Origin of the sequence: Microbacterium sp. LWO14-1.2 (genome assembly GCF_038397715.1) — a bacterium.
GTDB lineage: Bacteria > Actinomycetota > Actinomycetes > Actinomycetales > Microbacteriaceae > Microbacterium.
Genome location: NZ_CP151633.1, coordinates 998,259 through 1,021,599, shown reverse-complemented (window position 1 = coordinate 1,021,599; position 23,341 = coordinate 998,259). Strand labels below are relative to the sequence as shown.

The following is a 23,341-nucleotide window of genomic DNA, read 5'->3' as shown; positions in this document are numbered from 1 at the left end:
GCCCGGGGCCTTCTTCGTGTGTGCGGCGGAGTCAGTCGAAGAGGTGCGCGATGATGCTCGACGTGTAGCCGGTGGGGGCGAGGTTGGAGTATGTCGTGTCGATGAGGATGTCGTCGCGCCAGAACAGCGTGCGACCGTCGGTCACGGGGTACTGCGGGTCCTGCCAGGTCTTCTCGCAGCGCGTGCCGCCGTCGGGGGTGAAGCACGAGAAGCCCTCGTTCGCGACGAGTGCGTTGAGCATGTCGAGTGCCGGCCCGCGGTTCATGCGGGAGATGGTGGTCACGAGGCCCGTGGTGTCGGCGCGCGGGTCGCGCCAGATGCAGGTGAGGGTGCCGTCTTCGCCGACGCCCGACGGGCCGAATGCGGCGTCGTTCAGCGGCGTCTCGCCGAGCTGCGACAGCACGTCCTCGGAGAGGATGGCGCGGCAGTCGGTCGGCAGCTCGACGGCGTCGCCCGTGGGCGTCGGAGTGGGGGTGGGGGAGGCGGTCTCTTCGGGCGACGCGCTGGATGCGGATGGCGAGGGTTTCGCGTCGGATCCGCCGGACGTGTCCGCCCCGCAGCCGGTGAGCGCGACGAGGAGCACCAGGGCAGCCGCGCTGGCGGCGAGTCGTCCGTTCATGCGCTCACCGTACCGCCCCTGGTCGGACACCGGCGACACTGACATGCCGCGCGCTGACGGCTGCGCGACCGGTAATCTCGGCTGAATGAGCACTGATTCCCCTGCGCCGACCGCCGTCGTCATCGGCGACGCCCTCATCGACGAGATCCGAGATGCCGGTGGCGTCCGCGAACTGGTCGGCGGCGCGGCCCTGAACGTTGCTGTCGGTCTGCGGCGGCTGGGGGTGCCGACGACGCTGATCGCCATGGTGGGCGACGACGAGGCGGGTGCGCACATCCGCGAATACCTGGGCGACCACGACGTGCGTCTGATCGAGAGCGAGGCGCCCCTCGGGTCGTCGCGTGCGATCGTGCAGCGGGCGGCCAACGGCGAGCCCGTGTACCTGTTCAACGAGGCGGCGCAGCGGCGCAGCATCCGCTATTCCGACGACGCGCGCAGCGCGATCGCCGATGCCGCGCTGGTCGCGGTGAGCTGCTTCCCCTTCGACGTGCCCGCCGAGGTCGACGCGCTGGCGGATGCCGTCGGCGGCGCGCGTCTGGCGATCGATCCGAACCCCCGGTCGGGCATGCTCAGCGACCGGAGCGAGTTCGTGCGCGGGTTCGAGCGCCTCGCGCGTGCGGCGCAGATCGTGAAGGTCGGCGCCGACGACGCGGCGCTGCTCTACGACGGCGACCTCGACGCGCTGCGCGAGCGCTTGCGCGGGTTCGGCGTCAGCGCGGTCCTCGCCACGGCCGGTGCCGACGGGGCGACGCTGGAATCGGATGCCGGAGCCGTGCATGCCCCGATCTCGTCGCTGCCGGGGCGCGTCGTCGACACCGTCGGTGCCGGCGATGCCACGCTCGCCGCCGTGGCGGCCGGGCTGGTCGACGGGACCCCGACCGACCGCGAGGGCTGGCTCGCACTGCTCGAGCGCGCGATGGATGTCGCCGCGGCGACCGTCCGTGCCGAGGGCGGTCTGCTGCGTACGCCCGAGTCGCTGCGCGAGGGGGAGAAGGGCGTGCACGGCAGCTGACCGCTCGATTTCTCCGGCCCGCCGCATCCGGGTATGATTATGACTCGTGCCCCCGGTTGGCTGTCGAAGTCGGACGGGTGTGCAATGGCGAGTTACCCAAGCGGCCAAAGGGATCTGACTGTAAATCAGACTGCACTGCATTCGGGGGTTCGAATCCCTCACTCGCCACCACCGCGGAATCACGCGGAGAAAGCCCCTCCTCGCCAGGAAGCGAGAAGGGGCTTTCTGGTTCTCTGCACCGTATATTGCACCCTATGATTTTTGACTCGCATGCGCGATCCAGGCTTCCAGATCGTCCTCGTAGTACCGAACACGCCCTCTGAGGGTGAACGACGGCGGGGCATCACCGCCCGTACTGCGCAGGTTGTAGAGCGTCTGCACAGCGAGGCCGGTGAGCTCAGATACCTGCTGGATGGTGAGCAGTGCTCGCATGTCTGCCCTTCGCGAGAGTGTTGCGCACGAGACGCGCTGTGATGGGATCGGCGGCGATGCCCGCTGAGCTGGAAGCAGCGCGCGCGAGCAGCTGGTAGTACCGTTCGTCGCTGATCCCGAGTCCTCGTCGGATCACTTCGCCTTTCGCGGGCGTGTGGGGTGGGTGAGCGGCTTCGAAGGCGAGAAGGTCTGCGGGCGTCACGGTTCCGATCCTGCCCCGGGCCACCGACATTCCATCCCCGTTCGTCGGTGTCGGAGCGGCGTCGTAGACTCGTGTCCTCTCGGCCGGAGGAAGGACACCCGGCCATGGCGAGACTCTCACGCGACACGCTGATCAGCGTCCACCTCGACGCGATCTGCTCGAGGAACCGATACACCCAAGACCCCGGCCCGGTCATCGACGAACTCAAAGCCACAGCCGGCGGGCGCTCCGACCTGCTGGCCGAGGCAGTGGGGACATGGGTGGGGTACTTCGAGGACGACTACACGCGGACCCTGTGCGTCGCGCTGCGCGAGCTCCCCGGCCTCGAAACGTGGATAGCGCTCGGCGCGCATCGACGATCTATGCCAGATCATCGGACACCGCCTCCGCCGCCCGGACATGGTGGCGCGCCAATGACCATCGTGGGACTATGACGCGATGGGGACGGGCGAACCCTGCTGCAGCAATCGGGCAGCGCAGCGGGGTCCGTTCGTCGAAGCCCCGATGAAGACGGTTGGGTAGCGGGTGGTCGCAATTCGTGGGACCGTAGAGACATCTCCGCATAGTGATCAGCTCGGTCGCGCCTCTTGGCACAGGTTCTCGTGGCGAAACCGACCAGAGGACGTCCCGTATGGGCATGTTCATCTATGAAGGCGGCCCGCGGGTCGACATCGACGACCGCGCGCTGCTTCACCTGCAACTGGTGATGGCAGCCAAACTCGGCCGCGGCGAGCCCTTCTCCTTCTCCTGGCGAAACGACCTCAGCGTTGGAGGCGGCACCAGCACCGTATGGATCCAGCCGCACACGTCCATGGTGTTCAAGTACGACCGCGAAGTCACTTTGGGGCAGGTCAATCGCGCGTGGATCGATGCGTTGGCCTTCACCGCCAGCTCGCCGGCGGGGTTACGGCTGACTCCCGAACCCCACGGCGCCTCCACCCTCGACCAAGATCTCGATACCGTCGGCTCGTGACCGTTCGGGCGGCCCTCACACAGACGGCGTGCAATCATTGTTCGAGCCACATCCCGCGCGGCAGCAGCCCTGCGATCGTCCGTGGCAGCAGGGAGTAATGATGGGCCGGCTCAACTACGAGCACGAGGCGCATGCCGATTTCGACGACCGCGCTCTCACCCACCTGCAGATTGTCATCATGGCGAAGCTGCGCCGCGGTGAGCCGTTCATGTTCACCTGGATAAACGACGCCCGCGAAGGCGGTGGTCGCACGACCGCCTGGCTCCACCCCAAGGCTGACCTCGTCTTCAGATTCCAGGGCAGCGCACACCCCGACATCAACCGAGCATGGATCGAGGCCCTCACGGAGGCCGCGAACAGCCCTGCCGGACTCCGCCTACTACCGGAGCCAACCGCCACACCGGTAGCCACCGCGTCACGCTAAACCGTCGCCATAGGCTGGGAACATGCTCGCCGCTCTCATCCGCCCCATCGAGAAGACCACCGTTGACGTGATCGGCACGACCCTTGAAGACGTGATCACCCAGCTTGACGCCCACCGGCAACCAGGGTTCGACCTCGTCTCCGCACCCGTGCGCATGCTGAAAGGCGAGGCGAAGATGGAAGCTACGGGCACGTTCTCCCGAGTCGACGGCATCCGCGAGATCGAAGCAGACGACATGCCGACTCTGCAGGCTAAGGTGCCCGAGGGGTGGCGCATGCTCTCGGTGCGCCGCGTTTGAAACGACAGAAGACCCCCACCCGCCCGGAGGCGAGTGGGGGTCTGTGTCATCGGGGACTGACGGGTGCACTGAGCCGTCGGGGTGTGACGACCGGTTCGGGGAGGCGCCGACTGGTCGGGGTGAAGACCATCCGGGTATCGCGGTCCCCAACGGTCCCGGCAGCTTCAGCGGTCAGTGCGGGGAGCATGGCCGCGATGATCCCAAAGGGACCGTTCGTGACCGTGCCGTGCGCCTGAGAGGAGAGGTTCGGCAGCACCGAGGCGATATTCCCGATGAACCCGGGGGGCTGCACGGTACCGAGCGCTGCGGAGACGAGCGCGGGGAGCAGCATCGTCACCGTGCCCGCTTGAACGGGATCGGTGATGGTGCCAGCAGCCACGGAGGTGAGCGCTGGAAGCAACGCCGTGATGTCGCCGCCGACCAGCGGGGGAGCGGTCACTCCGTCCGCGGCGGAGGACAGTGCAGGAAGGGCTGCGGTGACCGCACCGACGAACTCCGGCGGGACGGTCGCCCCTGCCGCTGCCTGCCCGATCGCTGGGAGCACCGCGCCGACGGTTGCCGTGAATGCCGGCGGGGTCGTCGCCCCTGTCGCGCTGCCGCTGAGCGGCGGGAGGGTCTGCGAGACGCTGCCGCTGAACGCGGGAGGTGTCGACGTGCCGGTCGAGGCGCTCTGCAGCGCCGGGAGGGCGGCGGTGATGATGTTCGTCGCGCCGACCGCGCGGATCCCCTCGACGTTCGCGCACTGCACCATGCGAGCACCACGGTTGATCGCGGTGTCGTAGTTCGCCTGCGACCCGGCGATGTGCCCGACGACGGGTTTCCCGTACGCGAGGACTGCGTCCCACGCGGACTGTGGGGCGTCGTAGTTCATGCCGAGGATCGACCAGTGCGACTGCCACGCGGCCAGCTCACCGCTCGTCACGTCCGTGTCGTAGAAGTACCCCCACGTCTGGTAGCCGCGGGCGGCTGCAGCGTCGGCGAGAGCGACCGCACCGGACCCGGCGCCGTAGAACTTCACGACGATCTTCGAGGGGCCGCCGTGCGCGTCGAGCAGGTTCAGGAACTCGGTGTTGTACGTGCCGATCGCATGCTTCGGGTCCACGATCGCCACGTGCGTGGAGGTGAACTTGTCGAGGAACGCGTCGAGTCGGTAGTACGGCCGCGGCGTGCCGGCGCTGTTGAGGCTGTTCTGGTACGTCTGCACCTGCGCCCACGTCATCGTCGAGATGTCGGGGAGCCCGCTGGTCTGCGAGGTGCGGTTCAGGGACGCGTCATGCACACCCGGCCATACGCCGTCGGAGGTGCGGTTGGCGGAGAACTCGAGCGCGCCGTACCCGGCGAGGACCGCCTGATCGTAGGCGTACTCGCTCATCTCCGGGCGGTTCGCGGACCCGCCGCGGTGCGCCCACGTCGCGCCCGGCGTAGCGAGCATCTGCGCGACCGACGAGAAACCGGGCTTCGGGGTCGGTGCGGCGGCGAGTCCACGAAGGACGACGCCAGATGCTGCTTCACCGGTCGCGCTCGCCCATGTCAGCGATCGTGCACCGGTCGTCGCTCCGCCTGAGATCGGCTCGGCGCCGGCCCAGATGGTCGTGCGGGTCGTCGTTGTCCCGGCCGCCGACGGCACGAGAGCTACCGCGGTCGACGGGGTGATCGTGGGGGCGGTCGCGTTGGGCGACACGATCTCCACGCCCCACGCGTAGACGAGGAGCGCGGCATCCGTGGTGTCGACCGCGAAGCTGTTCAGCTGCACGCGCGGCGTCGCCGTCGCATCCCAGTTGACCGAGTTCCCCGCGACAGGGTTCGTCAGGTCGACGCCCCGGACGAGGAACATGGCCCCGACGCGGCGCGCATCGGCGACGGCCTTCGAGAACGTGTACGTCGAGGGCTCGGTCGTGGCGTCGGTGACCGGGTGGGTGTAGATGCCGAACACGCGGCCGGCGCCGTCGTTCGGCTTGAACGTGTACCCGCGGCGAGTCCACCCGGTGAGGGCGAAGTCCGCGGCCGAGGTGGAGCCGTTGGTGCGCAGAATGGCGACGAGCATGTCGCCGTTCTGCGCACCGGCCGGCTTGTCGAGCACGATGGTCGACCCGCTGGTCGCGGACGCGAACGTGGTCGGCGTCCCGACGACCGTAGGTGCAACCATGATGCTCTCCTCGCTGTTCAGCCTGCGGGCTGGGTGACCGTCCAGGAGTTGACCGCGATGGTCCCGCCGGCGACGATCGCGACCTTGTCGAGGATCATGTCCCCGCCGCCTCCGGCCTCGCTGATCGAACCGTCCATCAGCGCGGTGCCGGTGGAGTCGTACACGCGGAACCAGCCCGCCGTGCCCGTCGCGTCGGCGGAACTGTCACCGGTCACTGCGGCGGCGGTCGCGACACCGTTCACCGCGTCCCCGAAGCCGGGATCCGAGAGGGTGAGGGTGCCGAGGAGCGTGCCCGATGCGGCGGTAGCGACCGAGGCGGGCTGGGCGCCGGTGCGGATCTGCACGGTGCCGGCAGCGGGGCCGGCGTCGATCAGGTCGACGGCGGCGTTCGCCATGGCGTTGCGAACGACGTTCGCGATGCGGGTGGCCATGATCAGCCCTCCGCATTCGCGGGTGCGGCCCAGACGCCGGCGAAGCCGACAGCGAAGCCGCCGACAACCGCGCCGGCGATAAGCCAGCCGTCGGCGCCGGAGAGAGCGCCGTCGCCGAGCGCGGTCGTGAGCGCGGTCGATCCGGCTGCGACCGCGCCGGTCACGCCGCCAGCGATCGCCTTCTTCGAGCGGGCGAGGAACGAGGGACGGTCGGGGGTGGTGGGAATGCTCATGGCAGAACTCCTTCGAGGATGGGGGTGGTGCACGCTCCCGCGTCTGCGGTCACGCCGTCTGTGTAGGTGACCGTCCAGCGGCCGGTCGTGCCGTCGCAGTACAGCGACCGGATGCCGCGACCGTCTGCTCCAGCTGGTCCCTGTGGCCCCTGTGGCCCGGTTGCCCCGGGGTCGCCCTTCGCGCCTGGCGCGCCGGACGGCCCTGGGGGGCCGACATCGCCGGGTGAGCCAGACGACCCTGGTGCGCCCGGTGCCCCGGGGAGGCCGTCTTCGCCCGCGGGGCCGGTTGGTCCGGCGGGCCCGCGGGCTCCGGGCTCGCCGGCGGGACCGGCCACGACCTCGGCGGGCGGTTCACCCTCGGGGTCGACGCCTTCTGCGAGCAGCTGCTCGTACAGGCTCTGCGCGTTGTCCTGCGATGCCTGCAGGTCGGCGTACATGTCCTGGTTCTCGGCGCGCAGCTGGGCGTTGTTGAGAGAGACGAGGACGATCGCACCGAGCACCATGAGCGCGATGAGCGCGCCGAGGATCTTGTATCCGATGGTCCAGAGTTTCGTGGAGAGCATGGTCATCCTCCCGCAAGCTGCTGTAGTCCGGAGGTGACCGTCCAGACGACGATCCCGCCGATAACGGACAGGATCGCGCCGAATGCGGCCAACCCGATCGCGAAGAACTGCTGCGCACGAGTGCGCCGCAGCGCCTCCTCGTTCGCCCGGGCCTCCTTCTCCCGCTCCGTGTTCTGCGTTTCGAGAGTGCGGAGTCGAGCGTCCTGTCGGTCGTCGCGCTCCTTCTGATTCGCTTGGACCTGCGCGAGCATGGCCGACGTGACCATGTCGCGTGCGAGACCGTCGAGCCGCCCGTTGATCTCGGTGCGGGTGTCGCGAAGGTCAGCGCGCAGGATGTTGAACAGAGATGGAGGCAGTTCCTCAGCCATCAGCTTCTCGTGGGGCGCATGGCTGCGCAGTCGCGCTCGAGGCGGACCGCGTGGCTCTGCGTGATCCACTGCGCGTCGACGGTGACCCCGTACGCCTGCGCGATGCGGGAGGCGTAGGTGCCGTCAATGCCGGACACCTGGTGGAAAAACCCATTGGAGTCCGTCACGATGTACGTGTTCGGCAGGTTCGTCTCGCTGACCATCTTGTCGTTCGCTGTGGTGCAGAACATCGCTGGGTTTCGCATGTCGTCGTCCTCCTCGGACTCGGGTTCGGTGACTTCGGGAGCGTCCGCGCCGCCAGCAGGCACGGCCCGGAAGATGTCGGGGATGGCGTAGTGCCACGCCTCCTTGAACTTGAATCCCTCGGGGATAAGCCCGTACTTCGAAGCGTTCGCGCGCAGCCAGTTCGAGCGGGCGGAGCCCATCGTGCCGATACCCGCGCCGCCGCTGTCAGCGACGTCGACCGCGGCCGTGGTGCCCTGGATCTCGTGGTTGGACTCACTGGGTGGGGCGACAGTTCCGTCGCCGCTGTGGCGCACGTAGCGTCGCCCCTGCCACCACCGCACGTCTCCGTAGGGGCCGGTCCCGGACGCCTGCAGCTGGTAGCGGCTCAGGAATAGCGCCTTCTGCTCCTCGTGGAGTCGGATGCCGGCGGTTGAGTGCAGGACGAGGGATACACCGAACAGGCGGCGAAGATCCGCGTCGAGGAGCTTCAAGCAGTAGAGCATCCACGGCGTGAGCCGTGCGCCCATCCAGTAGACGTACTGCATGCCGCCCATCAGAGGGACTCGATCCAGAGTTCTTGCCCGTCGCCGCCGAACGAGATCGACGCGGTGACGAACAGCGCGGCACTGACCGGGGCAGCGACCGTGGTGACGTGCTCGGTGTCACAGCCCGGCACGGACACGACCTGGCTTCCGCCGGGCTGGTATGCGCGTCCCGGAATGCTCTTGTCGAACACGGAGGCGGTCACGTCGGCGGCGTTGTTGCGCAGCTGCATCGCATAGGTGGCGCCGCCGGCGACGGTGTTGTACATGCCGACGCGGGCGCTTCGAACGCGGACGCGCTGCCCGATCGGCAGGGCGATCGTGCGGATCACCGAACCGAGGACGGTGTTGGCGACGCCGGAGGTCGTGGAACCGGTCATGTAGGCGAGCCGCTGGCCGGGGGTGAGGTACCAGCCCGGGGTCGGGGTGGAGCGCCGCACCCATTCGAGGTCGCTGTCGATGGTGCGCGCGGTGGCGCCGACCGGCGCCGCCCAAGCGTCGAGTTCCGTCTTGGTGCGGAACAGGACGGGTGCGCCCGCGGCGGCCGTGTACTGGAAGGTCTGCGTGATCACGACGCCCGCGGACTGCGTGGTCGTCGCGGTGGACGGGATCTCGGCGACCGCGAGCTCGACGGCGCCAGCGGGGATCGCGGGCTTCGAAGGCGAGACGGCTGCGGGAGTGCCCTGCGTGACTCCGAACACGACATCGTTGTTCGTGTCGGCGGCGACGGGCGAGCTGAATCGGGCGTGGAACCAGATGACGTCAAGGCGGGTGTTCGACCCCGGCGCCGCGGTCGTCGCGACGGTCACTGTCCCATCATTCGCGACCTCCTCCGCGCCAGCGGTGGTGCGAGCACTGACGGCGTTGAACGCGGCGACGTCGTACCCCATGGACGCGCGGCCCGTGACGAGCGGGCCCGTATGCACGGGGAGCACGCCGACGCGGGGCGTGCCGTCGGCGTTGCGCGCGTACCGGCCGGCGACGATGCGCCGCTCGTCGAGGATCGTGATTCCCGACGCGTGCTGGGTGGGAAGTGAGCGGGTGAGGGTCACGGATGCCTCCTACGGCGGGGACACCCGCGGGTGTCGAGGGTGAGGGTTGGTTATGCGCTGCGGGTGACCGACAGGGCCTGGTAGCCCCAGATGCAGGAGCCGGAGCCGGTGCCGTTCGCTCCGTGCCGGGTGAGGATCGTGTAGGTCGTGTTCCCGGCGAGTTGCACCCGGAAGGTGCTGGACGAGGTGAGCGACGTGGTCCCGCCGACCATGAGCATCCCGGGGGCGGGGGCGGTTGGCCCGCTCACCCCGGCGATCTCGACGGCGATGACGGCGGACGTCGCCCCACCGCCCGACATGAGCGCGCTGGTGGAGATGACGAGCACCCCGGACGCGCCGGTCGTGACCGTCACCGCGGCGTTGTAGTCCGCCTGGTACGGGAACCATGTGACGCCGCTGTTGCTGCCCGACCAGGGCAGGAGTGTGGCGCGCGAGTCGAACACGTTCTGCGTCTGCAGGAACGCCAGCTGTGCGGCCTGCGCGGTCAGGAGCTGCTGCTGTGCGGCGACCGCATCCTGCAGCTTCTTCACCGCCTGGGCGCGTTGCGTGCCAGACGGGTTCTCGATCTCGTCGAGGCGCTGCTTGATCCCCTCGATCTGGGCGAGGAGCGCCGCGTCGGGACCGCCACGGTTCGGAGTCGGGTCCATGCGGCCTCCTACTGGTCGTAGTTCTCGCCGCAGGTGATGGTGACCCAGTTGTCGAGACCGCCCGAAAGGGCGGCAATGCGGCGCTGGTAGGTGCCAGGGGGGACGTACCCGCCCTTCACCTTCGTCTCCTTCGTCACCTCGACGGTGATCAGTGAGCCGGGACCGTACTCGTACGGGAACGGCGACTCGTCGGCGGGGACCTTGAACGACCAGAACTCCCACGGCTTGCGCGCGGTGCGCAGTGTCTCGGCGTTCCACGAGTCGAGCGTGGAAGCGTCAACGGTGTTCGCGGACGCGTCGGAGTCGAGCTCGAGGAGCGGGAAGCCGGCGTCGATGAGGGTGGAGTCGTAGCGTCCGCGGATCAGGGTCGTGTCGAGCGAACGGCCACCCCGGGACCACGCGAGTGAGCCCATCCGGGACGGGTCCAGGTCAACCTGCAGCCCCGTGCCCTTCGCGATCCCCCACGTGTGAGCGTCCCTGCCCTGCAGGCGCGGTTGCTCTTGCGTGCCGGTCTCGAACCGCCACTGGAAGCTCGCGTCGTCCTTCCACTCGAGGCGGAGCCTGATGTCAGGGCCGTTCTCGACCTTCGACAGGTCGGTCCACGCTGCGTCGACACCCTTCCGGTCCACGGCCGCGTAGGTGCGCTCGTGGACGCCAGCGCGGTCCGCGGGCCACACGATCGGGTAGTCCGACCCGGGCCACGCGCACGCCTGCTGACCGATCTTCTTCGCGATCGTGCCGAGGTCGAACCCGGTCCAGGTCGAGTCGAGCGTGGCGTCGGGGGAACCGTCGGGGAGGGTCAACAGGCGGGGCGGCATCGCCGCAGGCGGGAGGATCGAGCGCGGCGCGAACAGGATCCGGCCGCCACGGGAGGTGATGCGCAGCGATCCGTCGGTGTTGTCGAAGTTGTGCGGCATGATCGGCCCGCCGAGGAGCCGGCCGCCCACGTCGAAGGCGAGAGAGTGCTTCCAGGGGGTGCCGTGGTTGCGCCAATCGCGACCGCCTTCGGTGACGGACGCGAGATCGAAGACCCCGGTCACCGTCTCAGGCTGGTTCGCGTTCTCCGACCACGACCCGGCGGCGGGTGTGACCTCACCGAGCAGTGTGCCCGTGCGGGTGACGAACACGTACGCCTTCACGCCCATGCGGACAGCACCCGCCCCTCGAGGGTCGGCGACCCCACAGGGTCGGTGACGTCGAACTGGTACGAGCGGGAGCTTTCGGCGGGGATCGTCTCCCATTCGCGGTACCGCAGCCACCGCGACACGTCCGACTGGCCGTCGATGATCGCGGTGTACGTGGCGGTGTCGATCTCCACAATCGACCCGACCGGGATGAGCCGGTCGAAGCCGATGCGGGCGCCAGTCTCCACTGTCGTGATGAGAGCCGTGCCCGACCCGCCGTTGAGGCGCAGTACGGGCGCGGAGGCGGCCTTCCCGGTGTTGGTGAGGGTGATCCGACCCGTGGATCCACCGCCCGGCCACACGAGGGGGCGCACAGACGGCCACGTGCGACCGAGTCCGGGGCTTGGCGGTGTCGTGGACTGCCACGGCACGTCCGACGCGACGGAATACCGGCGGGGGTCGTCCGCGGTGAGGCCGACGATCATGTCCCCGGTGTACCGGCGGGTTGTGTCCTGGTCGTCGATGATGTCGACGTTCACGACCCGCTGGGTGCGCCCGAGTGCGTCCTCGACGATGATCAGGATCTCGCCATCGGCACCGAAGGAGGACAGATCCGCGGTCGCCGCTTCAACCTCCTCCGGGCTGCCGTCACGGTACCCCGTCTTGAACGAGAACGCACGGGAGGTCCGCAGGGCACGGCGCCGCCGGAACGCGCCGTGGTCCTGCGGACGCTCGTCGCCGCGCTGCTTGTTGCCCGTCTGCCCGTACCACCCGTCGAGGCTGTGGAAGTACCAGCCGTGGGAGGTGATCGCCGGGAACACGAGTGATCGGGAACCGTCGATCAGGGTGATCTGGTTGACCATGCTGCAGCGCCTCTCAACGTCCAGGGGTGGAGGCGAACGAGTTCCTCAACTTGTCGCCGAACAGCACGGCAGCGATCTCCGGGTCCGCGGCGGGCAGCCTCACGTCAACCCGCTCGATGAACGTGTCGCCACCCCGACCCGAGGAGGGGGCGGGGCCAGCGCCTTCGGCGTACCGGCGGGCGCTACCTGGAATGTAGAGGCCGCCGAACCGGTCCGCGATCTCGCTCATGATCATCTCGGAGCGAGCTCGCTTCGACGGCGCCAGTGGCACGTATCCCTCGCCGCCGGTCTCGTCCTCCGCCCAGATGCGCCACTCGCCGGCCCGGGCGATTTGGGCGACGTGGTTCTCGGATACAGAACCGGCTGCGTGGAAGGACAACGCCGGGCGGAGTCCGCCGTCAGCGAAGGTCACGATCCCGCCGTCGGCTTGCGTGATACCGCCCGACCCGCCGGGGCCCTGCGCGACGCGCGAGGTCCCGATCTTCACGATGATCTCGCGCCCGGTGTTCTTCGAGATGTACGAGTCGATCTCGATCTGCGCCTGAGCAGTGTCGGCGATGATCTCCATTTCCTTCTCCGAGGGGAGCTGGAACACGCGGTCAGCGAGCGCTTTGACCTCATCGGCGTTGTATCCGGCGGCGGTTGCACTGTCGATGAACGCCTGCCGCTGCGCGACGAGCGTCGCGTAGTACTTATCGGCGGCGTCCTTCCCCGACATCGTCTGCTGGTCCACAGCGAGCTGCTTCTCGGCGGCCTCCTGCGCGCTCTGAGCGACGTCAGACAGCGCCGCGGCGTTCGCGGAACCGGCCACGGTCGCTTCGTTGAGCGACGTACCCACAGACACCGCCTGCTCGGCAATACCCGCTAGCGACTGCTGCCAGTCGGCGTTCGCGGAGATCGCGTCCTGGTTGGTGCCATTGATCTCATTGATCCGGTCGATGAGCTCCGTCAGCTTGGCGTTGAGATCCTCCACGGAGTCCGCCTGCTCGAGGTATGCCTCCGCAGCAGTCTTCGAGCTCTCTGCCGATTCGTCGGTTGCTTCGGTCTGTTGGTCGACGAGCTTGCGGCCCTCGTCCCGAGCGGTGTTCTCGCGCTCGACGGCCTGCGTGACGGTCGCCGAGAGCCGCTGATAGTCGGTCAGGGACAATCCGAGATCGTCGAGCTTCGACTTGAACTCCTCCGAGCCGTACCCGCCGAACTCGAGCTGTTCCCGGAGTTTGGCCTGAGCGTCCGCGTTGCCCTCGGCGGCATCCGTGACAAGGTCGATACCGAGACCGAGCTTCTTGGCGGCGTCGTAGGCGGAGTCGCTCTCCATCCACAGGAAGCTCTCTTTGGCGGACAGGTTCGCTGCAACGAGATCACGGGTAGCTTCGTCTGCGGCGGAGCCGGTCTGTCGCAGTGCGTCGGCGTAGGACTCGGCCCGCTGCTTCGCTTCCGCCTGCGCGGACATGATGAGGCCGACCACAGTGAGGACGCCCGTGAGGGCGATACCCGCGAGGCCGCCGGCGATCGCGGTCGTCCTGAAGCTGGTGTTCGTCTGGTCGAGAGCGGTCTTGAGCTCGATGAGCTTCACGCGCATGCCGACCGCCGTGCCAGCGAACAGCAGACCCGCGGTGACGAGCGACCCGATGACCAGCGCGGTCACCTGGATCGGAGCGGGAGCCTCCCCATAGACGTCGACCATCTCGGTGACGGCCTGCACCATCGTGCGCAGCACGTCGTTTGCGCCGGACCCGGTACGGATCAGCGCGGTGTCAAACGCCCCGCCGAGCTTCTCGATATCACCCGCCAGGTTGTCCTGTCGAAGCGCAGCCTGCTCGGCAGCGTACCCGGCGTCGTTGACCTGGTTGGTCCAGTCCTCGACAGCCGTCGCGCCACCTTCGTACAGCAGCGTGGCGGCGTTCAGTGACTCGTTGCCGAAGATGCGGCCGAGCGCGGCGAGGCGCTCCTGCTGGGTGAGGCCGCCGAGACGGGTCTTGAGCTGCTCCGCGATACCTGACAGGGACAGCATCTTGCCGTTCGCGTCGAACATGTTGATGCCGTACTTCTGCATCTCGTTCGCGGCGGCGGCGGAGGGCGCCTGCAGCGACGCGAGCACGCCGCGGAGAGACGTACCGGCCTTCTCGCCGATGATGCCCTGGGTGGCGAAGTACGCGAGTGTGCCCGCGGTCTGGTCGAGCGAGAAGCCGACCGATCCTGCGAGTGGTCCGACGTAGGAGAGCGCGAGCGACAGGTCGTCGACCGACCCCTGCGCCTTGCCCGCGCCCGCAGCGAGCACGTCGGAGACGTGAGCGGCCTGCTCGGCGGGAAGGCGGAACTGGGTGAGAGTCGTCGCCATGATCTCCGCGCTGCGGGCGACCTGCAGCTGCCCTGCGGCGGCGAGAGCGAGCGCCCCGTTCAGGGAACCGCCGATGATCTGCGAGACCGACTGGCCGGCCTTCGCCAACTCCTCTTCGGCAGCGGCGGCCTCTGAGGCGCTGTACGCAGTGTCGGCGCCTGCCTCGAGCGCCGCTTCACCGAGGGCGCGCTGCTCCGCGGCGGTCGACATGGTCGCGGCGCGCACGTTGGACATGGCCTGGTCAAACTCGGAGCTCTTCGCGATCGAGAGGGTCACGAGCGCGCCGACAGCGAGCCCGGCGACGTTCAGCGCGGTGGACAGCTCCTTGGCGGCGTGGATCTGCTCCTGGGTCGCCTGAGCCTGCTTCTTCTGCTCCTCGGAGGACTTCTTGGACTTCTTGCCGACTTCCTCGGTCGCCTTGCCCTGTTCATCGAGGGGCTTCTTCGAGTCCTTCGATTTCTTGCTGGTCTCGTCGGTGGCGGTGCCGAGGCCGTCGACCTGTGACTTTGAGGTCTGCGCGGCCTTGCCGGTGTTCTCGATCGCCTGCTTCGCGTCAGCCTGATCAGCCTTGAATGCCTGGGCCCCGAGGGTGATCAGCTTGAAGACGAGCGCGCCGGCGTTGTACATCGTCGACCGCCTTCCGCACCCAGGTGCCCTCGATGTCGACGAGGCGCTCTACCGCGGTGCGGGTGAAGTGCCATGTACGGGTGGAGAGATCGTGGTCAAGGTCCGTGATGAGGTGGTGCTGGCGGAGGTCGATCTCGACACGGTCGAACAGCTCCGGCATGACGAGCGCCCAGAGCTCGTTAGAGGAGATCGAGTTGCGGGCCAAGATCGCAGCTTCCGCGGTCGCCGCGACCGCTGCTTCCCGCTGTTCCTTCCACCCGGGCGGGTAGAGGTACTCGGGGTAGACGCCGTTCTCGTCGGGGGTACCTAGTCCGAACTGGGCGATGTCCGCTGGACCAAGAGGCCCAGTCGTGCGGTCAGCGCCCGTGCCGCTTTTAGGGTGCCGGCGAGGCCCTCACCGCCCTCGACGTACGCTCTCACGCCGTCCATGCCGAGGATCGTGTTCCAGAAGAATGCGGGCATGATGATCAGCTCACCCTCCTCCTGGGAGAGTTCCATGCCGAGGCGGTTGAAGTTCGTCTGCTCCGCCTCCGGGCGGGGTACCCACCGGTCACCGTCGAGGACACCGCCATCGACCGCGATCTGAAGTGCGGCGGTGAGCTCGGACGGCTCACCAACCCCCGCGGTGACCTTGAGGTAGGTGTCGGTGATCTGGCGGCCGGCGTGCCCGGGAAGGGGGCGGATCACGAACGGATCCACCCCCTCGATGGTGATCACGAGGTTCCGGCCGTCTTTCTGTACGTCGATCATGAGGATCCCTGCATCCTTCCCGATCAGGCCGCGGTGTACGGCAGTGCCGAGGACGAGCCAGCGGCGTTGGTGATGACGATGGGCGCGGAGCCCGACACGGCGGCGGGGACGAGCAACCCGACCGTGTAGTCGTCGATCGGGAGGATCTTCGCGACTGCCTGTCCGTCGATGGTTGCCGCGGTCGGCGCGCCGAGCTTGTACCCGCGGACCTTCACGAGGTCGCCGGGTGCCTGACCTGCAGGGCTGGCCGATTCGAGCATCGGCTTCCCGTCGCCAGCGAGCGGGGAGGGGATCTGCTCCACGACACCGTCGCTTGCGAGGGTGAACGTGACGACCGCCTTGTCGGCGAAGCCGGTGTTCGCCTCGCTGTACGCGACGGAGAACGTGCCCTCGAGCACGGGCATGTCCTCGTCGAGCGCGTCCGTGAAGAACTGGAAGTCGCGCTTGTTCGCGGCTCCCTCCGAGAACGCGGCCTTGACGAGGTCCTTGAACCACGCCTGTGCGGCGACGATCTGCTTCGTGACCGGGTCGCGGACGACCTCGACGTTGAAGGACGGGGCGTAGTTGTACCCGATGATGTCCTCGGACGTGCGGCCCTTCGTGCCGTACACCTCGCGGGCGACGGGGATCTTCGACGGGTTCAGGGCGAGGTTGTTGATGTCGCCGGTGATGTTGGTGAACACGCCGCCGATCTTGAGTCGTGCGAGGCGCTGGTGAGCGAGCGCGACAGAACCCTTGGAGGGCGCCGTCGTGTCGTAGATGGTCGTGTCGGACACGATGTCTCCTTCTGATGGATGGTTGCCGGCGCTTCCGGCGGTTCTACGGGCGGCGCCCGCGGAAGTGGTAGGTCGCGGCGGCCGACACTCGGCCTTGCGAGTCGCGGTCGAAGTCGATCGCGGAGAACTCGAACGCCCACGAGATGCCGAGCACGGCGGGCGTGTATTCCGTCTGGTCTAGAGCTGAGCGCAGGTCAGCCATCCAGGTGCGGATGGTGCTGGGGGAACCGACGCGCTGTGTGAAGATCTGCGTCCGATAGGTGATGTCGGCGCGACCGTCCGGGATGGGGCGGAGAGGCTTGAGGAGAGTGAACTCGGCTCGCTCTGTCGGCATGACGCCGTCGAGGCGGATGCCCTTCTCGGGGATCGTTCCCGTCGTCTGGTACACAGCGAGATCGTGGTCGTCGAGGAGCTGCGCGAGTGCGCGGTTCAGGATGACCTCTGGAGCGTCAGTCACCGGACACCTTCTTCGCGATGATCTCCCCGAGCTCGTCGCGATGCTCAAGCGCCGGGTCCTCCACGTACTTGCCCTTGCGTCCGCCCTGGAAGTTGTACTCCGGGTGCTCGTGCAGGCGTGCCGCGTAGGGCGTGTCGTAGACGACGCCCGCGCCTTCCTCCGGGCTCGTGGCAGGCTCGACTGTCCCGCTACCGAGCAGCGTGCTGAGATCGAGTGGCACCTCTTCGGCGCTTAGCGCAAGCAGGCGCTCGGCGGCCAGGTCTTCGCCGTCCATGATGCGACGGTCCAGCTCGGGACCGGTGGGGAAGTTGATGTCGATGCTGACGCTTGCGCTGACACCCATGTCGACTCCTAGTCCAGATAAAGCTCCACGTGGTTCGGGGTGCGGTCGTTGTACATACCGAGAGCGGAATCGATCACCTCGGAGGTGCGTTCCCGCGGCGTGCCGGCGAAGATCGTGACCTTCGTGCGCGGCGGGTAGTCGTGGTCGGGGAGCAGGACTACGGTCGCGCGGGACGTGATCTCCTGCCCGGACGTGGGGGAAGTGGAGCGGCGGTCGACCTTGAGGGTCGTCTTCTGTTCCGCGTACGCCGGAACGTCGGTGATGGGGTCGCCCCAGACGTCCCCCTCGGGCCCGTCACCCACGAACGGGGTGATCGTGACTCGCTGTGGGAGGTGCTTCTTCCGAAGGCGGGGCATCAGTCCTCCTAATGGGCGACGGCGGAGCTAAGCAGCCCGGCATTCGTGAGGACGTCGATCGCACGGCTCCCGATCCGGGAGACGAGCTTGTCGTGCGCGGACGCGTTGTCCTGGTTCGACGAGGTCGTGCCGAGAGACACGGACAGGATCTTCACCGCACCCTGAGCGGCATCCGTGCCCCGAGGGTCGCCGGTGTCGTCCCAGTGCTCGACGATCGCGCACGTCGCCTCGGTGAACGCGTCCGCGATGTCCGGGTCCGTGGCGAACCCGTCATCGTCGACGTCGTACCGCGACAGGCGAGTGACCTTCTCGACCTCGACGGACGCGGCGCGCAGCCGCTTCGTGAGAACGCCCGCGTCACCGGTCCAGGCTTCCTCCGCGACAGCGTTGTAGTCCGCCTCGGTGGCGTAGACGCGCATCACCATGTCAGTCCTCGATGGGATCGAGCGTGACGAGGCTGGTTCCGTCACCGATGACCGTGCCGTCGGTGAGCACGGCGGTGCCGAATGGCCCCTCAAGCGCGGCGCCCTCGGGGACAGGCTGGCCCTCGATCGTCCAGCTGCCGTCGTCGTTCTGCGTCGCGCCGGGAATCGGCGCCGATGTCTGCGCGAGGATCTCGATGATCTCGGGCTTTCGAGCGTTTGCAGGAAGGTCGATGCCCTCCTCCTCAGCGAGCTTGCGAAGCTTCGGCACTGTCAGCGAGGTGAGGTCGATGATCGGCTCGCCGAGCGCCTCCTGGAACGGGGCCTCGACCTCCGGGTCGGCCTCGATCGTGAACCCGTGCTGGCGAAGCGCGAGCTCACGCTCCGGGTGCAGAGACTCGACCGTCGCGACACCGTCACGGAACTCGACGCCCAGGGCGCGCTGACGGCCCAGCTCAGGGCGGGGGTGGGTGATACGCATGGTGGCCTCCAGTGCCTAGTTCTCGGTCTCCGCGGCGTGTGCCGCGAGGTCAGCGGCTGTCGGCCCGCCGGCGCCGTCGATCCGGTACCCGGCCGCCGCGAGAGCCATGAACGCCGCGACGTCGATGTCCTCGGCCTCGGCGACCCCGCCGATGAATGTGATGCCCTCACGGACGCCGTCGACCGGCTTGGGGGCGGTGATCTTGAGGCCCATGCGGGTGTCCCTCCTGTCGGGTGGTCGACACGGCCAGATTCGAACTGGCGCACCGTGGCTCTACCGCTGAGCTACGTGTCGGTGGTGCTCCCGGTGCAGCGGGCGAATACACGCCGCACCGGGAGCGGTGACGTCACTTGACCGGGAGGTCTTCCTGGTTCTTGACGGTCTGGTCCTCGGGATCGGTGCTGTCGGTGACGAGCGCCTCTCCCTCGGGGGTGGTGACGCCCTTGTACGGGGTGCCGCCGGGCTGGATCGCCGCCCAGATCTGGTCCTTCGTCTTCACGTCGGACTCGATCGTGATGCCGCGGTCCTTCGCATACGCGAGCAGCTCGGCCTTGGTCCACTTGTCGGACGGGTCACCCAGGGGGTAGTCCCGCTCGACGTCGTCGGACACGTCGCCGGCGACCTCATAGCCCTGCCGCTCGAAGTACGCGATCGCGCCCTCGTCGTCGGTGTGACCGACGCCGTCCGTGAACGCGACGCCCGCGACGATGCCGTTGAACCCCTCGACGGGAGTCTTGATGGTCTTCTTCGCCATGATCCAGCTCCTTACTGGACGCGGACGTTGCGGAGGACCGCAGCGGCCTTGGTGGACTTGAGTGCGACGGCGACGGGGCCGAGCTCGACCTCGCCCTTCTTCACGGCGCCGGCCGTGGAGAAGTCGGGAAGCCAGGTCTGTGCGATCTGGCCGCCGGCCGTGGACACACCGTGGAACCCGTCGAGGCCGATGCGCACCGCGTACAGGTCCGTCAGGCCCGTGGTGGACACGGTCGCGACGGTGCGGGTGACGATCGGGATGATCGGGTTGTTGGTGCCGGGCTTCGCGCCCGGGTCCATGAAGACGATGTCGCCGTACTGCTCGCGGACGATCGGGCGGCCGTTGGGGCCGGCGAGGTTCTCGAGCGGGGAGCGGACGTACATGTCTGCGCGGCGGGCCGCGGCGCGGACCTTGGCGAGGGCCTTCGCGTTGCCGAAGATCACCGTCGGTGCCCCGTCGAGTGCCGAGAGGAACTCGTCGATCGCGTCGAGTGCAGCGTGCTGCGCGTCGGCCGCGGCGAAAGAGCGCCAGTCGGTCACGGCGCCGGTGCCGAGCTCCGTGGTGGAGCCGGTGAGCGCCTTGTCCAGGCCGTCGAAGCCGTTCGCGTCGACAGCGGTGTCGCCGTTGATCACGGCGTCCTGGAACTTCGTCACGGTCGACTTGATGGTCTGCGCGAGGTTGAGCGCGACCGAGCCGGAGGCGGCGGGGCCGACCTTCGCGAGGACACGGTCGACCTCGAACGAGCCACCGAGCGGGGCGAGAGTCACGTTGACCTTCGTCGTGGTGACGTGCTCGGGCGTGTACTCGGTGTTGTAGGCGCGGAACGCGGCCGAGCGCTGCGTCGCCAGGCGACGGTAGCCGTACTCGAGCGTCGCGCCGCCGCCGACCGGGTTCACAGCGTCGTCGAAGATCAGGTTGTCGAGGATCGCCGACTCCTTGCGGAACTCGTCGATCACCGCGACGTCCAGGTCCTGGACGGCGTTGTTCTTCGCCTCAGTGAGGGTAACGGGCATGGTTCATCTCCCTTCCGGGGAGCTAGCCCCCGAGGGCCGACTTCACGGCGCCTTCGAGGGTCGGGGTGGTGGTGGGTGCAGCGCCGCCCTGATGCCCGCCACCGCTTGTGCCGGGGAGGATCGGTCCTGCCTTGAACGCCGAGTTCCTCTCGAGCGCGTCGGTGATCGCCTTGTCGACGGCCGCGGCATCCGCGAGGTCGACGGTGGCGAAAGCTGTGGTGAACTCCTTCGAGTCCAGGAGTGCGGCGGCCTTCGCCCCGAGCTCCTGCGAGCGGAGGATGATCGTGTTCTCGCGGCGGAGCTGATCGCGCTCGGCGGCCAGGGTGGTGTTCTCCTGCTCGCGTTCGGTGGCCAGCTTCTCAGCGGCCTCGCGGGCCTCCCGGTGCGTCTTCGCTTCACCGCGGAGCTCACGCACGTACTCGTCCGGGCTGCCCTGGTAAGTTGATCGGTGCGGGCTGCTGCGGAGCGGCCGGTGCCGCCGATGCCTGAGGTGCGGGTGCAGGTGCAGCGGGCGCGGCCGGAGCTGGTGCTGCGGGTGCCGGTGCCGTCGGCGCTGCAGTAGCGGCGGGTGCACCGCCTCCCTCGCCGTCGGCGAAGCGGATGCCGCGGATCTGGAACGACGTCGGACCGATCTGCGCCATGCCGTCGCGCGTGATCGCGACCGGGTGGCGGTACTTCGTGGGTGTTGCCATGGTGAGCCTCCTGCTCATCGGTGACCTCGACGCCCTGCGCGTGAGGAGTCAGACCGTGCCGTCGCAGTGCAGGGCCGACGACGGCACGGGGAATTTGGGGCGATACGATCGCCGGATGGAGACATGGGTGGTGACGCTCCTCGTCGCGGGTATCGCGGCGATCGCGTCGGTCAGCGTTGCCTGGCTGAACGTTCGAGGCGAGTCGATAGAACTCAGGCAGCTGAAGGCGATCAACGAGGCCCTCGAGGGAATGCCGACCACGGCGCCCGAGACGATCGCGTTGAGGGTGAGTCGCGACAAACTGGCGGCTCGCGTTGCGGCATGGGTGGAGGAGGCTCCGGCTCGTCGACGACTCGGATGGTCCATCGCAGTCGCCGTCATCGCAGTCGCGATCACCGTCGTAGCGCTCGCTCTGTCGGGCTTCGACTTCACCGACTCGGCCGACATGTGGAACGTGGTTCTAGCGATCGTGACCACCGTTGCTGCAGCTGTGGTCTCCTTCATCGCGAGCGGTTCGACGCGACGCATCAGGCACCGAGCTACCTACAAGCAGGAGTGATCCCGGCGAGGGGCAGGTCTGCCTGGCGCCGAAAGGTGGACGCCTTCGTGAGCAGCCTTCGCGTGGAGCGGCCAATGACGAGCCTTGCGCGTTGACCCCTGCCGGGATGGTCTGGTGGTCTATCACCCGTCGGCGAATCCGAGCTGTTCTCGGTAAGACTGGCGCAGGCGGCCGGTGTCGCGGATGAACTCGCGCATTTCGGCCTGAGCGTCGCGCACGTCCTGCGCGGCCTTCCGACGGTCGGTGTCGGTCATCGCGGACGCCTCGCGGCGCTTCGCCGACCGGATCTCCCGCTCGAGGGCCCGCTGCTGTGCGCGTTCCTTCTCGGCCACCTCGTCGTACGTGGTGTCGCCCTGCGGGATGGTGAGGCCGGGGGAGTAGGCGACGAGGCGGCACCGGCAGTTCGGGTGGTTCCACCCTGCGGCGCGGGCTTCCTCGACCGTCCCGGCGACCTCCACGGTCACCGTCTGATCGCGGGTCGCGTGCGGGAGCTCGAGGACCCCGGCCGGTGTGCCGTCGGTCGACAGGATCTTGCCCGCCCATACCGCGCACTTCCGGCAGGAGTCCAGGCCGCGTACGACGGTCACGAGGTGAATGCCCGCCTGGCCCATCCGCCAGATCCCGGCGTCGTTGAACGCCCGGTTCACGGTCGTCCGGCCGGCCATTTCCGCGTACGCGCCGACCGTCCACCGCCGGTTCGACCTGTCGACGAACCCGGTGATGCCCTCGGCGAGGAACCGCTGCACCGCGGCGGCCTGCTGCACCCGCGACGTGGTGACGCCGAGGAGCGTGTTCGGCGAGTACATGGCGACGATCCGCTGGTACGCGTCCTGCGCGTACCGGGTGAGGCGCTGGTTCAGCACCTCGAGCCGGTTCTCCAGCGACAGGGCCACCATCGCGACGGCCTGTGAAGACGTGCCCGTGATCGGGGCGACCGCGTTCAGGCCAGCGAACCGAAGGGATGCGGCGGCAGCCGCTTCACCCTCAGACGCAGCGATTGCGATCAGTCGGTTCGCGAGATCCTCCTCGCGGAGGTCGGAGACGATCTGCATCGCGCGTGCCTGCAGCTCGCGTGCGGCGACCGCGCGGTGCGCGTTGAGTTCCGCGTTGATGCGGTTCCAGTAGCGGCGTTCCGCGGCCGTCATCCCCATGCCGCCCGGCGCTGTGGGGAGTAGCGCGGCGAGCTGGAAGTCACGGGCCGCCTGCTTCGCGACCTCCCGGATCAGCGTGTCCTCGGCGTCGCGGTACCGCTGCGCCAGGTAGACCGAGAGTTCCTCGATCAGCTCCTCCACGGCGGAACGCTCAGGGTTCGGGACGAACAGCGCCACGAGGCACCCCCGATCGGCGGCGACGAGACGCCCAACGGTGCGAGGCGCTCCAGTAGCATCGGGCCATGTCGCCGATCTACGTAGTGATCCTCATCATTGGAGGGGCGCTGTTCCTCGCGGGCGTTGTGCTCGCACTACGGTTTCGACGTCAGGGCGGTGTAAAGGTACGCAGCCGCAAGTGGTACCTGACGGTGATTCTGGCGTCCCTGGGTGCCTCGCTGATGTCGATCCCCGCCGTGCATGCGTGGTTGCTTCCGGTGCTGGGCCTCCCGTGAAAGGCGCCTAACGCCG

General features: G+C 68.3%; 33 protein-coding genes and 2 tRNA genes. 9 read left to right on the top strand and 26 right to left on the bottom strand.

All coding sequences use genetic code 11. From position 1 onward, the window contains the following. Positions 1–31: 31 nt before the first annotated feature. Positions 32–619 carry a hypothetical protein gene (locus MRBLWO14_RS05040; RefSeq protein WP_341935361.1) on the bottom strand — a complete coding sequence of 196 codons (588 nt, stop codon included), beginning with the start codon at positions 617–619 and terminating at the stop codon, positions 32–34. 85 nt (positions 620–704) lie between these two features. Between MRBLWO14_RS05040 and MRBLWO14_RS05035 the strand changes: the two genes are divergently transcribed. Continuing rightward, on the top strand, positions 705–1,631 hold the full coding sequence (locus MRBLWO14_RS05035) for a PfkB family carbohydrate kinase (RefSeq protein WP_341935360.1): 927 nt from the start codon (positions 705–707) through the stop codon (positions 1,629–1,631). A gap of 86 nt (positions 1,632–1,717) precedes the next feature. Next, positions 1,718–1,802, top strand: a tRNA-Tyr gene (locus MRBLWO14_RS05030). Between the two features lie 81 nt (positions 1,803–1,883). On the opposite strand, the gene MRBLWO14_RS05025 is transcribed toward MRBLWO14_RS05030, so the two are convergent. Beyond that, positions 1,884–2,063 (bottom strand): helix-turn-helix domain-containing protein, encoded by a 180-nt coding sequence (locus MRBLWO14_RS05025; protein ID WP_341935359.1) that lies wholly within the window; start codon positions 2,061–2,063, stop codon positions 1,884–1,886. A 306-nt stretch (positions 2,064–2,369) separates the two neighbouring features. On the opposite strand from MRBLWO14_RS05025, the gene MRBLWO14_RS05020 reads away from it, so the two are divergent. The 4 genes from MRBLWO14_RS05020 (at position 2,370) to MRBLWO14_RS05005 (ending at position 3,960) form a co-directional block, all read left to right on the top strand. Further along, positions 2,370–2,699, top strand: coding sequence for a hypothetical protein (locus MRBLWO14_RS05020; RefSeq protein ID WP_341935358.1), 330 nt, complete (start codon positions 2,370–2,372; stop codon positions 2,697–2,699). Positions 2,700–2,896: 197 nt separating this feature from the next. Continuing rightward, on the top strand, positions 2,897–3,238 hold the full coding sequence (locus MRBLWO14_RS05015; RefSeq protein ID WP_341935357.1) for an ATP-dependent DNA ligase: 342 nt from the start codon (positions 2,897–2,899) through the stop codon (positions 3,236–3,238). Positions 3,239–3,338: 100 nt separating this feature from the next. After that, positions 3,339–3,662, top strand: coding sequence for an ATP-dependent DNA ligase (locus MRBLWO14_RS05010; RefSeq protein ID WP_341936165.1), 324 nt, complete (start codon positions 3,339–3,341; stop codon positions 3,660–3,662). A gap of 22 nt (positions 3,663–3,684) precedes the next feature. After that, a complete protein-coding gene (locus tag MRBLWO14_RS05005) occupies positions 3,685–3,960 on the top strand; it encodes a hypothetical protein (RefSeq protein WP_341935356.1) in 276 nt (91 codons plus the stop codon). 46 nt (positions 3,961–4,006) lie between these two features. On the opposite strand, the gene MRBLWO14_RS05000 is transcribed toward MRBLWO14_RS05005, so the two are convergent. Genes MRBLWO14_RS05000 through MRBLWO14_RS04950 form a run of 11 tightly spaced genes read right to left on the bottom strand, consistent with a single transcriptional unit; the run spans position 4,007 to position 15,119 of the window. After that, positions 4,007–6,106, bottom strand: coding sequence for a glycerophosphodiester phosphodiesterase family protein (locus MRBLWO14_RS05000; protein WP_341935355.1), 2,100 nt, complete (start codon positions 6,104–6,106; stop codon positions 4,007–4,009). A 17-nt stretch (positions 6,107–6,123) separates the two neighbouring features. Beyond that, the gene (locus MRBLWO14_RS04995; protein WP_341935354.1) at positions 6,124–6,537 is read right to left on the bottom strand and encodes a hypothetical protein; all 414 of its coding nucleotides are present in this window, start codon (positions 6,535–6,537) and stop codon (positions 6,124–6,126) included. Between the two features lie 2 nt (positions 6,538–6,539). Next, on the bottom strand, positions 6,540–6,770 hold the full coding sequence (locus MRBLWO14_RS04990) for a hypothetical protein (protein WP_341935353.1): 231 nt from the start codon (positions 6,768–6,770) through the stop codon (positions 6,540–6,542). After that, positions 6,767–7,333, bottom strand: coding sequence for a hypothetical protein (locus tag MRBLWO14_RS04985; RefSeq protein WP_341935352.1), 567 nt, complete (start codon positions 7,331–7,333; stop codon positions 6,767–6,769). Before MRBLWO14_RS04985 ends, MRBLWO14_RS04990 begins: the two co-directional genes overlap by 4 nt. 2 nt (positions 7,334–7,335) lie before the next feature. Next, on the bottom strand, positions 7,336–7,701 hold the full coding sequence (locus tag MRBLWO14_RS04980) for a hypothetical protein (RefSeq protein ID WP_341935351.1): 366 nt from the start codon (positions 7,699–7,701) through the stop codon (positions 7,336–7,338). Beyond that, the gene (locus MRBLWO14_RS04975; RefSeq protein ID WP_341935350.1) at positions 7,701–8,480 is read right to left on the bottom strand and encodes a hypothetical protein; all 780 of its coding nucleotides are present in this window, start codon (positions 8,478–8,480) and stop codon (positions 7,701–7,703) included. Before MRBLWO14_RS04975 ends, MRBLWO14_RS04980 begins: the two co-directional genes overlap by 1 nt. Then, complete coding sequence (locus tag MRBLWO14_RS04970) at positions 8,480–9,520, bottom strand: hypothetical protein (protein WP_341935349.1); 1,041 nt, start codon at positions 9,518–9,520, stop codon at positions 8,480–8,482. Before MRBLWO14_RS04970 ends, MRBLWO14_RS04975 begins: the two co-directional genes overlap by 1 nt. Positions 9,521–9,570: 50 nt before the next feature. Beyond that, entirely contained in the window at positions 9,571–10,167 is a 597-nt protein-coding gene (locus MRBLWO14_RS04965; protein ID WP_341935348.1) for a hypothetical protein, read from the bottom strand. 8 nt (positions 10,168–10,175) lie between these two features. Then, positions 10,176–11,312, bottom strand: a complete 1,137-nt coding sequence (locus tag MRBLWO14_RS04960) for a hypothetical protein (protein WP_341935347.1) — start codon at positions 11,310–11,312, stop codon at positions 10,176–10,178. Next, on the bottom strand, positions 11,303–12,154 hold the full coding sequence (locus MRBLWO14_RS04955; RefSeq protein ID WP_341935346.1) for a hypothetical protein: 852 nt from the start codon (positions 12,152–12,154) through the stop codon (positions 11,303–11,305). Before MRBLWO14_RS04955 ends, MRBLWO14_RS04960 begins: the two co-directional genes overlap by 10 nt. A gap of 13 nt (positions 12,155–12,167) precedes the next feature. Next, positions 12,168–15,119, bottom strand: coding sequence for a phage tail tape measure protein (locus MRBLWO14_RS04950; protein ID WP_341935345.1), 2,952 nt, complete (start codon positions 15,117–15,119; stop codon positions 12,168–12,170). Here MRBLWO14_RS04950 and MRBLWO14_RS04945 point away from each other — a divergent pair. Beyond that, entirely contained in the window at positions 15,091–15,429 is a 339-nt protein-coding gene (locus MRBLWO14_RS04945) for a hypothetical protein (protein WP_341935344.1), read from the top strand. The genes MRBLWO14_RS04950 and MRBLWO14_RS04945 overlap by 29 nt on opposite strands. Here the strand turns inward: MRBLWO14_RS04945 and MRBLWO14_RS04940 are convergent. The 12 genes from MRBLWO14_RS04940 to MRBLWO14_RS04885 form a co-directional block, all read right to left on the bottom strand. Beyond that, a complete protein-coding gene (locus MRBLWO14_RS04940) occupies positions 15,426–15,869 on the bottom strand; it encodes a hypothetical protein (RefSeq protein ID WP_341935343.1) in 444 nt (147 codons plus the stop codon). The genes MRBLWO14_RS04945 and MRBLWO14_RS04940 overlap by 4 nt on opposite strands. 23 nt (positions 15,870–15,892) lie before the next feature. After that, positions 15,893–16,645 (bottom strand): hypothetical protein, encoded by a 753-nt coding sequence (locus tag MRBLWO14_RS04935; protein ID WP_341935342.1) that lies wholly within the window; start codon positions 16,643–16,645, stop codon positions 15,893–15,895. Positions 16,646–16,688: 43 nt separating this feature from the next. Further along, positions 16,689–17,102 carry a hypothetical protein gene (locus MRBLWO14_RS04930; RefSeq protein ID WP_341935341.1) on the bottom strand — a complete coding sequence of 138 codons (414 nt, stop codon included), beginning with the start codon at positions 17,100–17,102 and terminating at the stop codon, positions 16,689–16,691. After that, positions 17,095–17,445, bottom strand: coding sequence for a hypothetical protein (locus MRBLWO14_RS04925; protein ID WP_341935340.1), 351 nt, complete (start codon positions 17,443–17,445; stop codon positions 17,095–17,097). The genes MRBLWO14_RS04930 and MRBLWO14_RS04925 overlap by 8 nt, the downstream gene beginning before the upstream one ends. Before the next feature lie 8 nt (positions 17,446–17,453). Next, positions 17,454–17,801 carry a hypothetical protein gene (locus MRBLWO14_RS04920; RefSeq protein ID WP_341935339.1) on the bottom strand — a complete coding sequence of 116 codons (348 nt, stop codon included), beginning with the start codon at positions 17,799–17,801 and terminating at the stop codon, positions 17,454–17,456. Positions 17,802–17,809: 8 nt separating this feature from the next. Continuing rightward, on the bottom strand, positions 17,810–18,226 hold the full coding sequence (locus tag MRBLWO14_RS04915; protein ID WP_341935338.1) for a hypothetical protein: 417 nt from the start codon (positions 18,224–18,226) through the stop codon (positions 17,810–17,812). A 1-nt stretch (position 18,227) separates the two neighbouring features. Further along, positions 18,228–18,704: a hypothetical protein gene (locus MRBLWO14_RS04910; RefSeq protein WP_341935337.1), complete on the bottom strand. Its 477-nt coding sequence runs from the start codon at positions 18,702–18,704 to the stop codon at positions 18,228–18,230. Positions 18,705–18,719: 15 nt separating this feature from the next. After that, the gene (locus MRBLWO14_RS04905) at positions 18,720–18,917 is read right to left on the bottom strand and encodes a hypothetical protein (RefSeq protein ID WP_341935336.1); all 198 of its coding nucleotides are present in this window, start codon (positions 18,915–18,917) and stop codon (positions 18,720–18,722) included. Between the two features lie 21 nt (positions 18,918–18,938). After that, a tRNA-OTHER gene (locus MRBLWO14_RS04900) sits at positions 18,939–18,998 on the bottom strand. Positions 18,999–19,050: 52 nt separating this feature from the next. Continuing rightward, positions 19,051–19,458 (bottom strand): hypothetical protein, encoded by a 408-nt coding sequence (locus MRBLWO14_RS04895; protein ID WP_341935335.1) that lies wholly within the window; start codon positions 19,456–19,458, stop codon positions 19,051–19,053. Between the two features lie 11 nt (positions 19,459–19,469). Continuing rightward, the gene (locus tag MRBLWO14_RS04890; protein ID WP_341935334.1) at positions 19,470–20,471 is read right to left on the bottom strand and encodes a major capsid protein; all 1,002 of its coding nucleotides are present in this window, start codon (positions 20,469–20,471) and stop codon (positions 19,470–19,472) included. Positions 20,472–20,493: 22 nt separating this feature from the next. Next, the gene (locus tag MRBLWO14_RS04885) at positions 20,494–20,886 is read right to left on the bottom strand and encodes a hypothetical protein (protein ID WP_341935333.1); all 393 of its coding nucleotides are present in this window, start codon (positions 20,884–20,886) and stop codon (positions 20,494–20,496) included. Positions 20,887–21,110: 224 nt separating this feature from the next. Between MRBLWO14_RS04885 and MRBLWO14_RS04880 the strand changes: the two genes are divergently transcribed. Continuing rightward, positions 21,111–21,722: a hypothetical protein gene (locus tag MRBLWO14_RS04880; RefSeq protein ID WP_341935332.1), complete on the top strand. Its 612-nt coding sequence runs from the start codon at positions 21,111–21,113 to the stop codon at positions 21,720–21,722. A gap of 122 nt (positions 21,723–21,844) precedes the next feature. On the opposite strand, the gene MRBLWO14_RS04875 is transcribed toward MRBLWO14_RS04880, so the two are convergent. Further along, on the bottom strand, positions 21,845–23,014 hold the full coding sequence (locus MRBLWO14_RS04875; protein ID WP_341935331.1) for a phage minor capsid protein: 1,170 nt from the start codon (positions 23,012–23,014) through the stop codon (positions 21,845–21,847). Between the two features lie 101 nt (positions 23,015–23,115). On the opposite strand from MRBLWO14_RS04875, the gene MRBLWO14_RS04870 reads away from it, so the two are divergent. Further along, a complete protein-coding gene (locus MRBLWO14_RS04870) occupies positions 23,116–23,325 on the top strand; it encodes a hypothetical protein (protein ID WP_341935330.1) in 210 nt (69 codons plus the stop codon). Positions 23,326–23,341 lie beyond the last annotated feature (16 nt).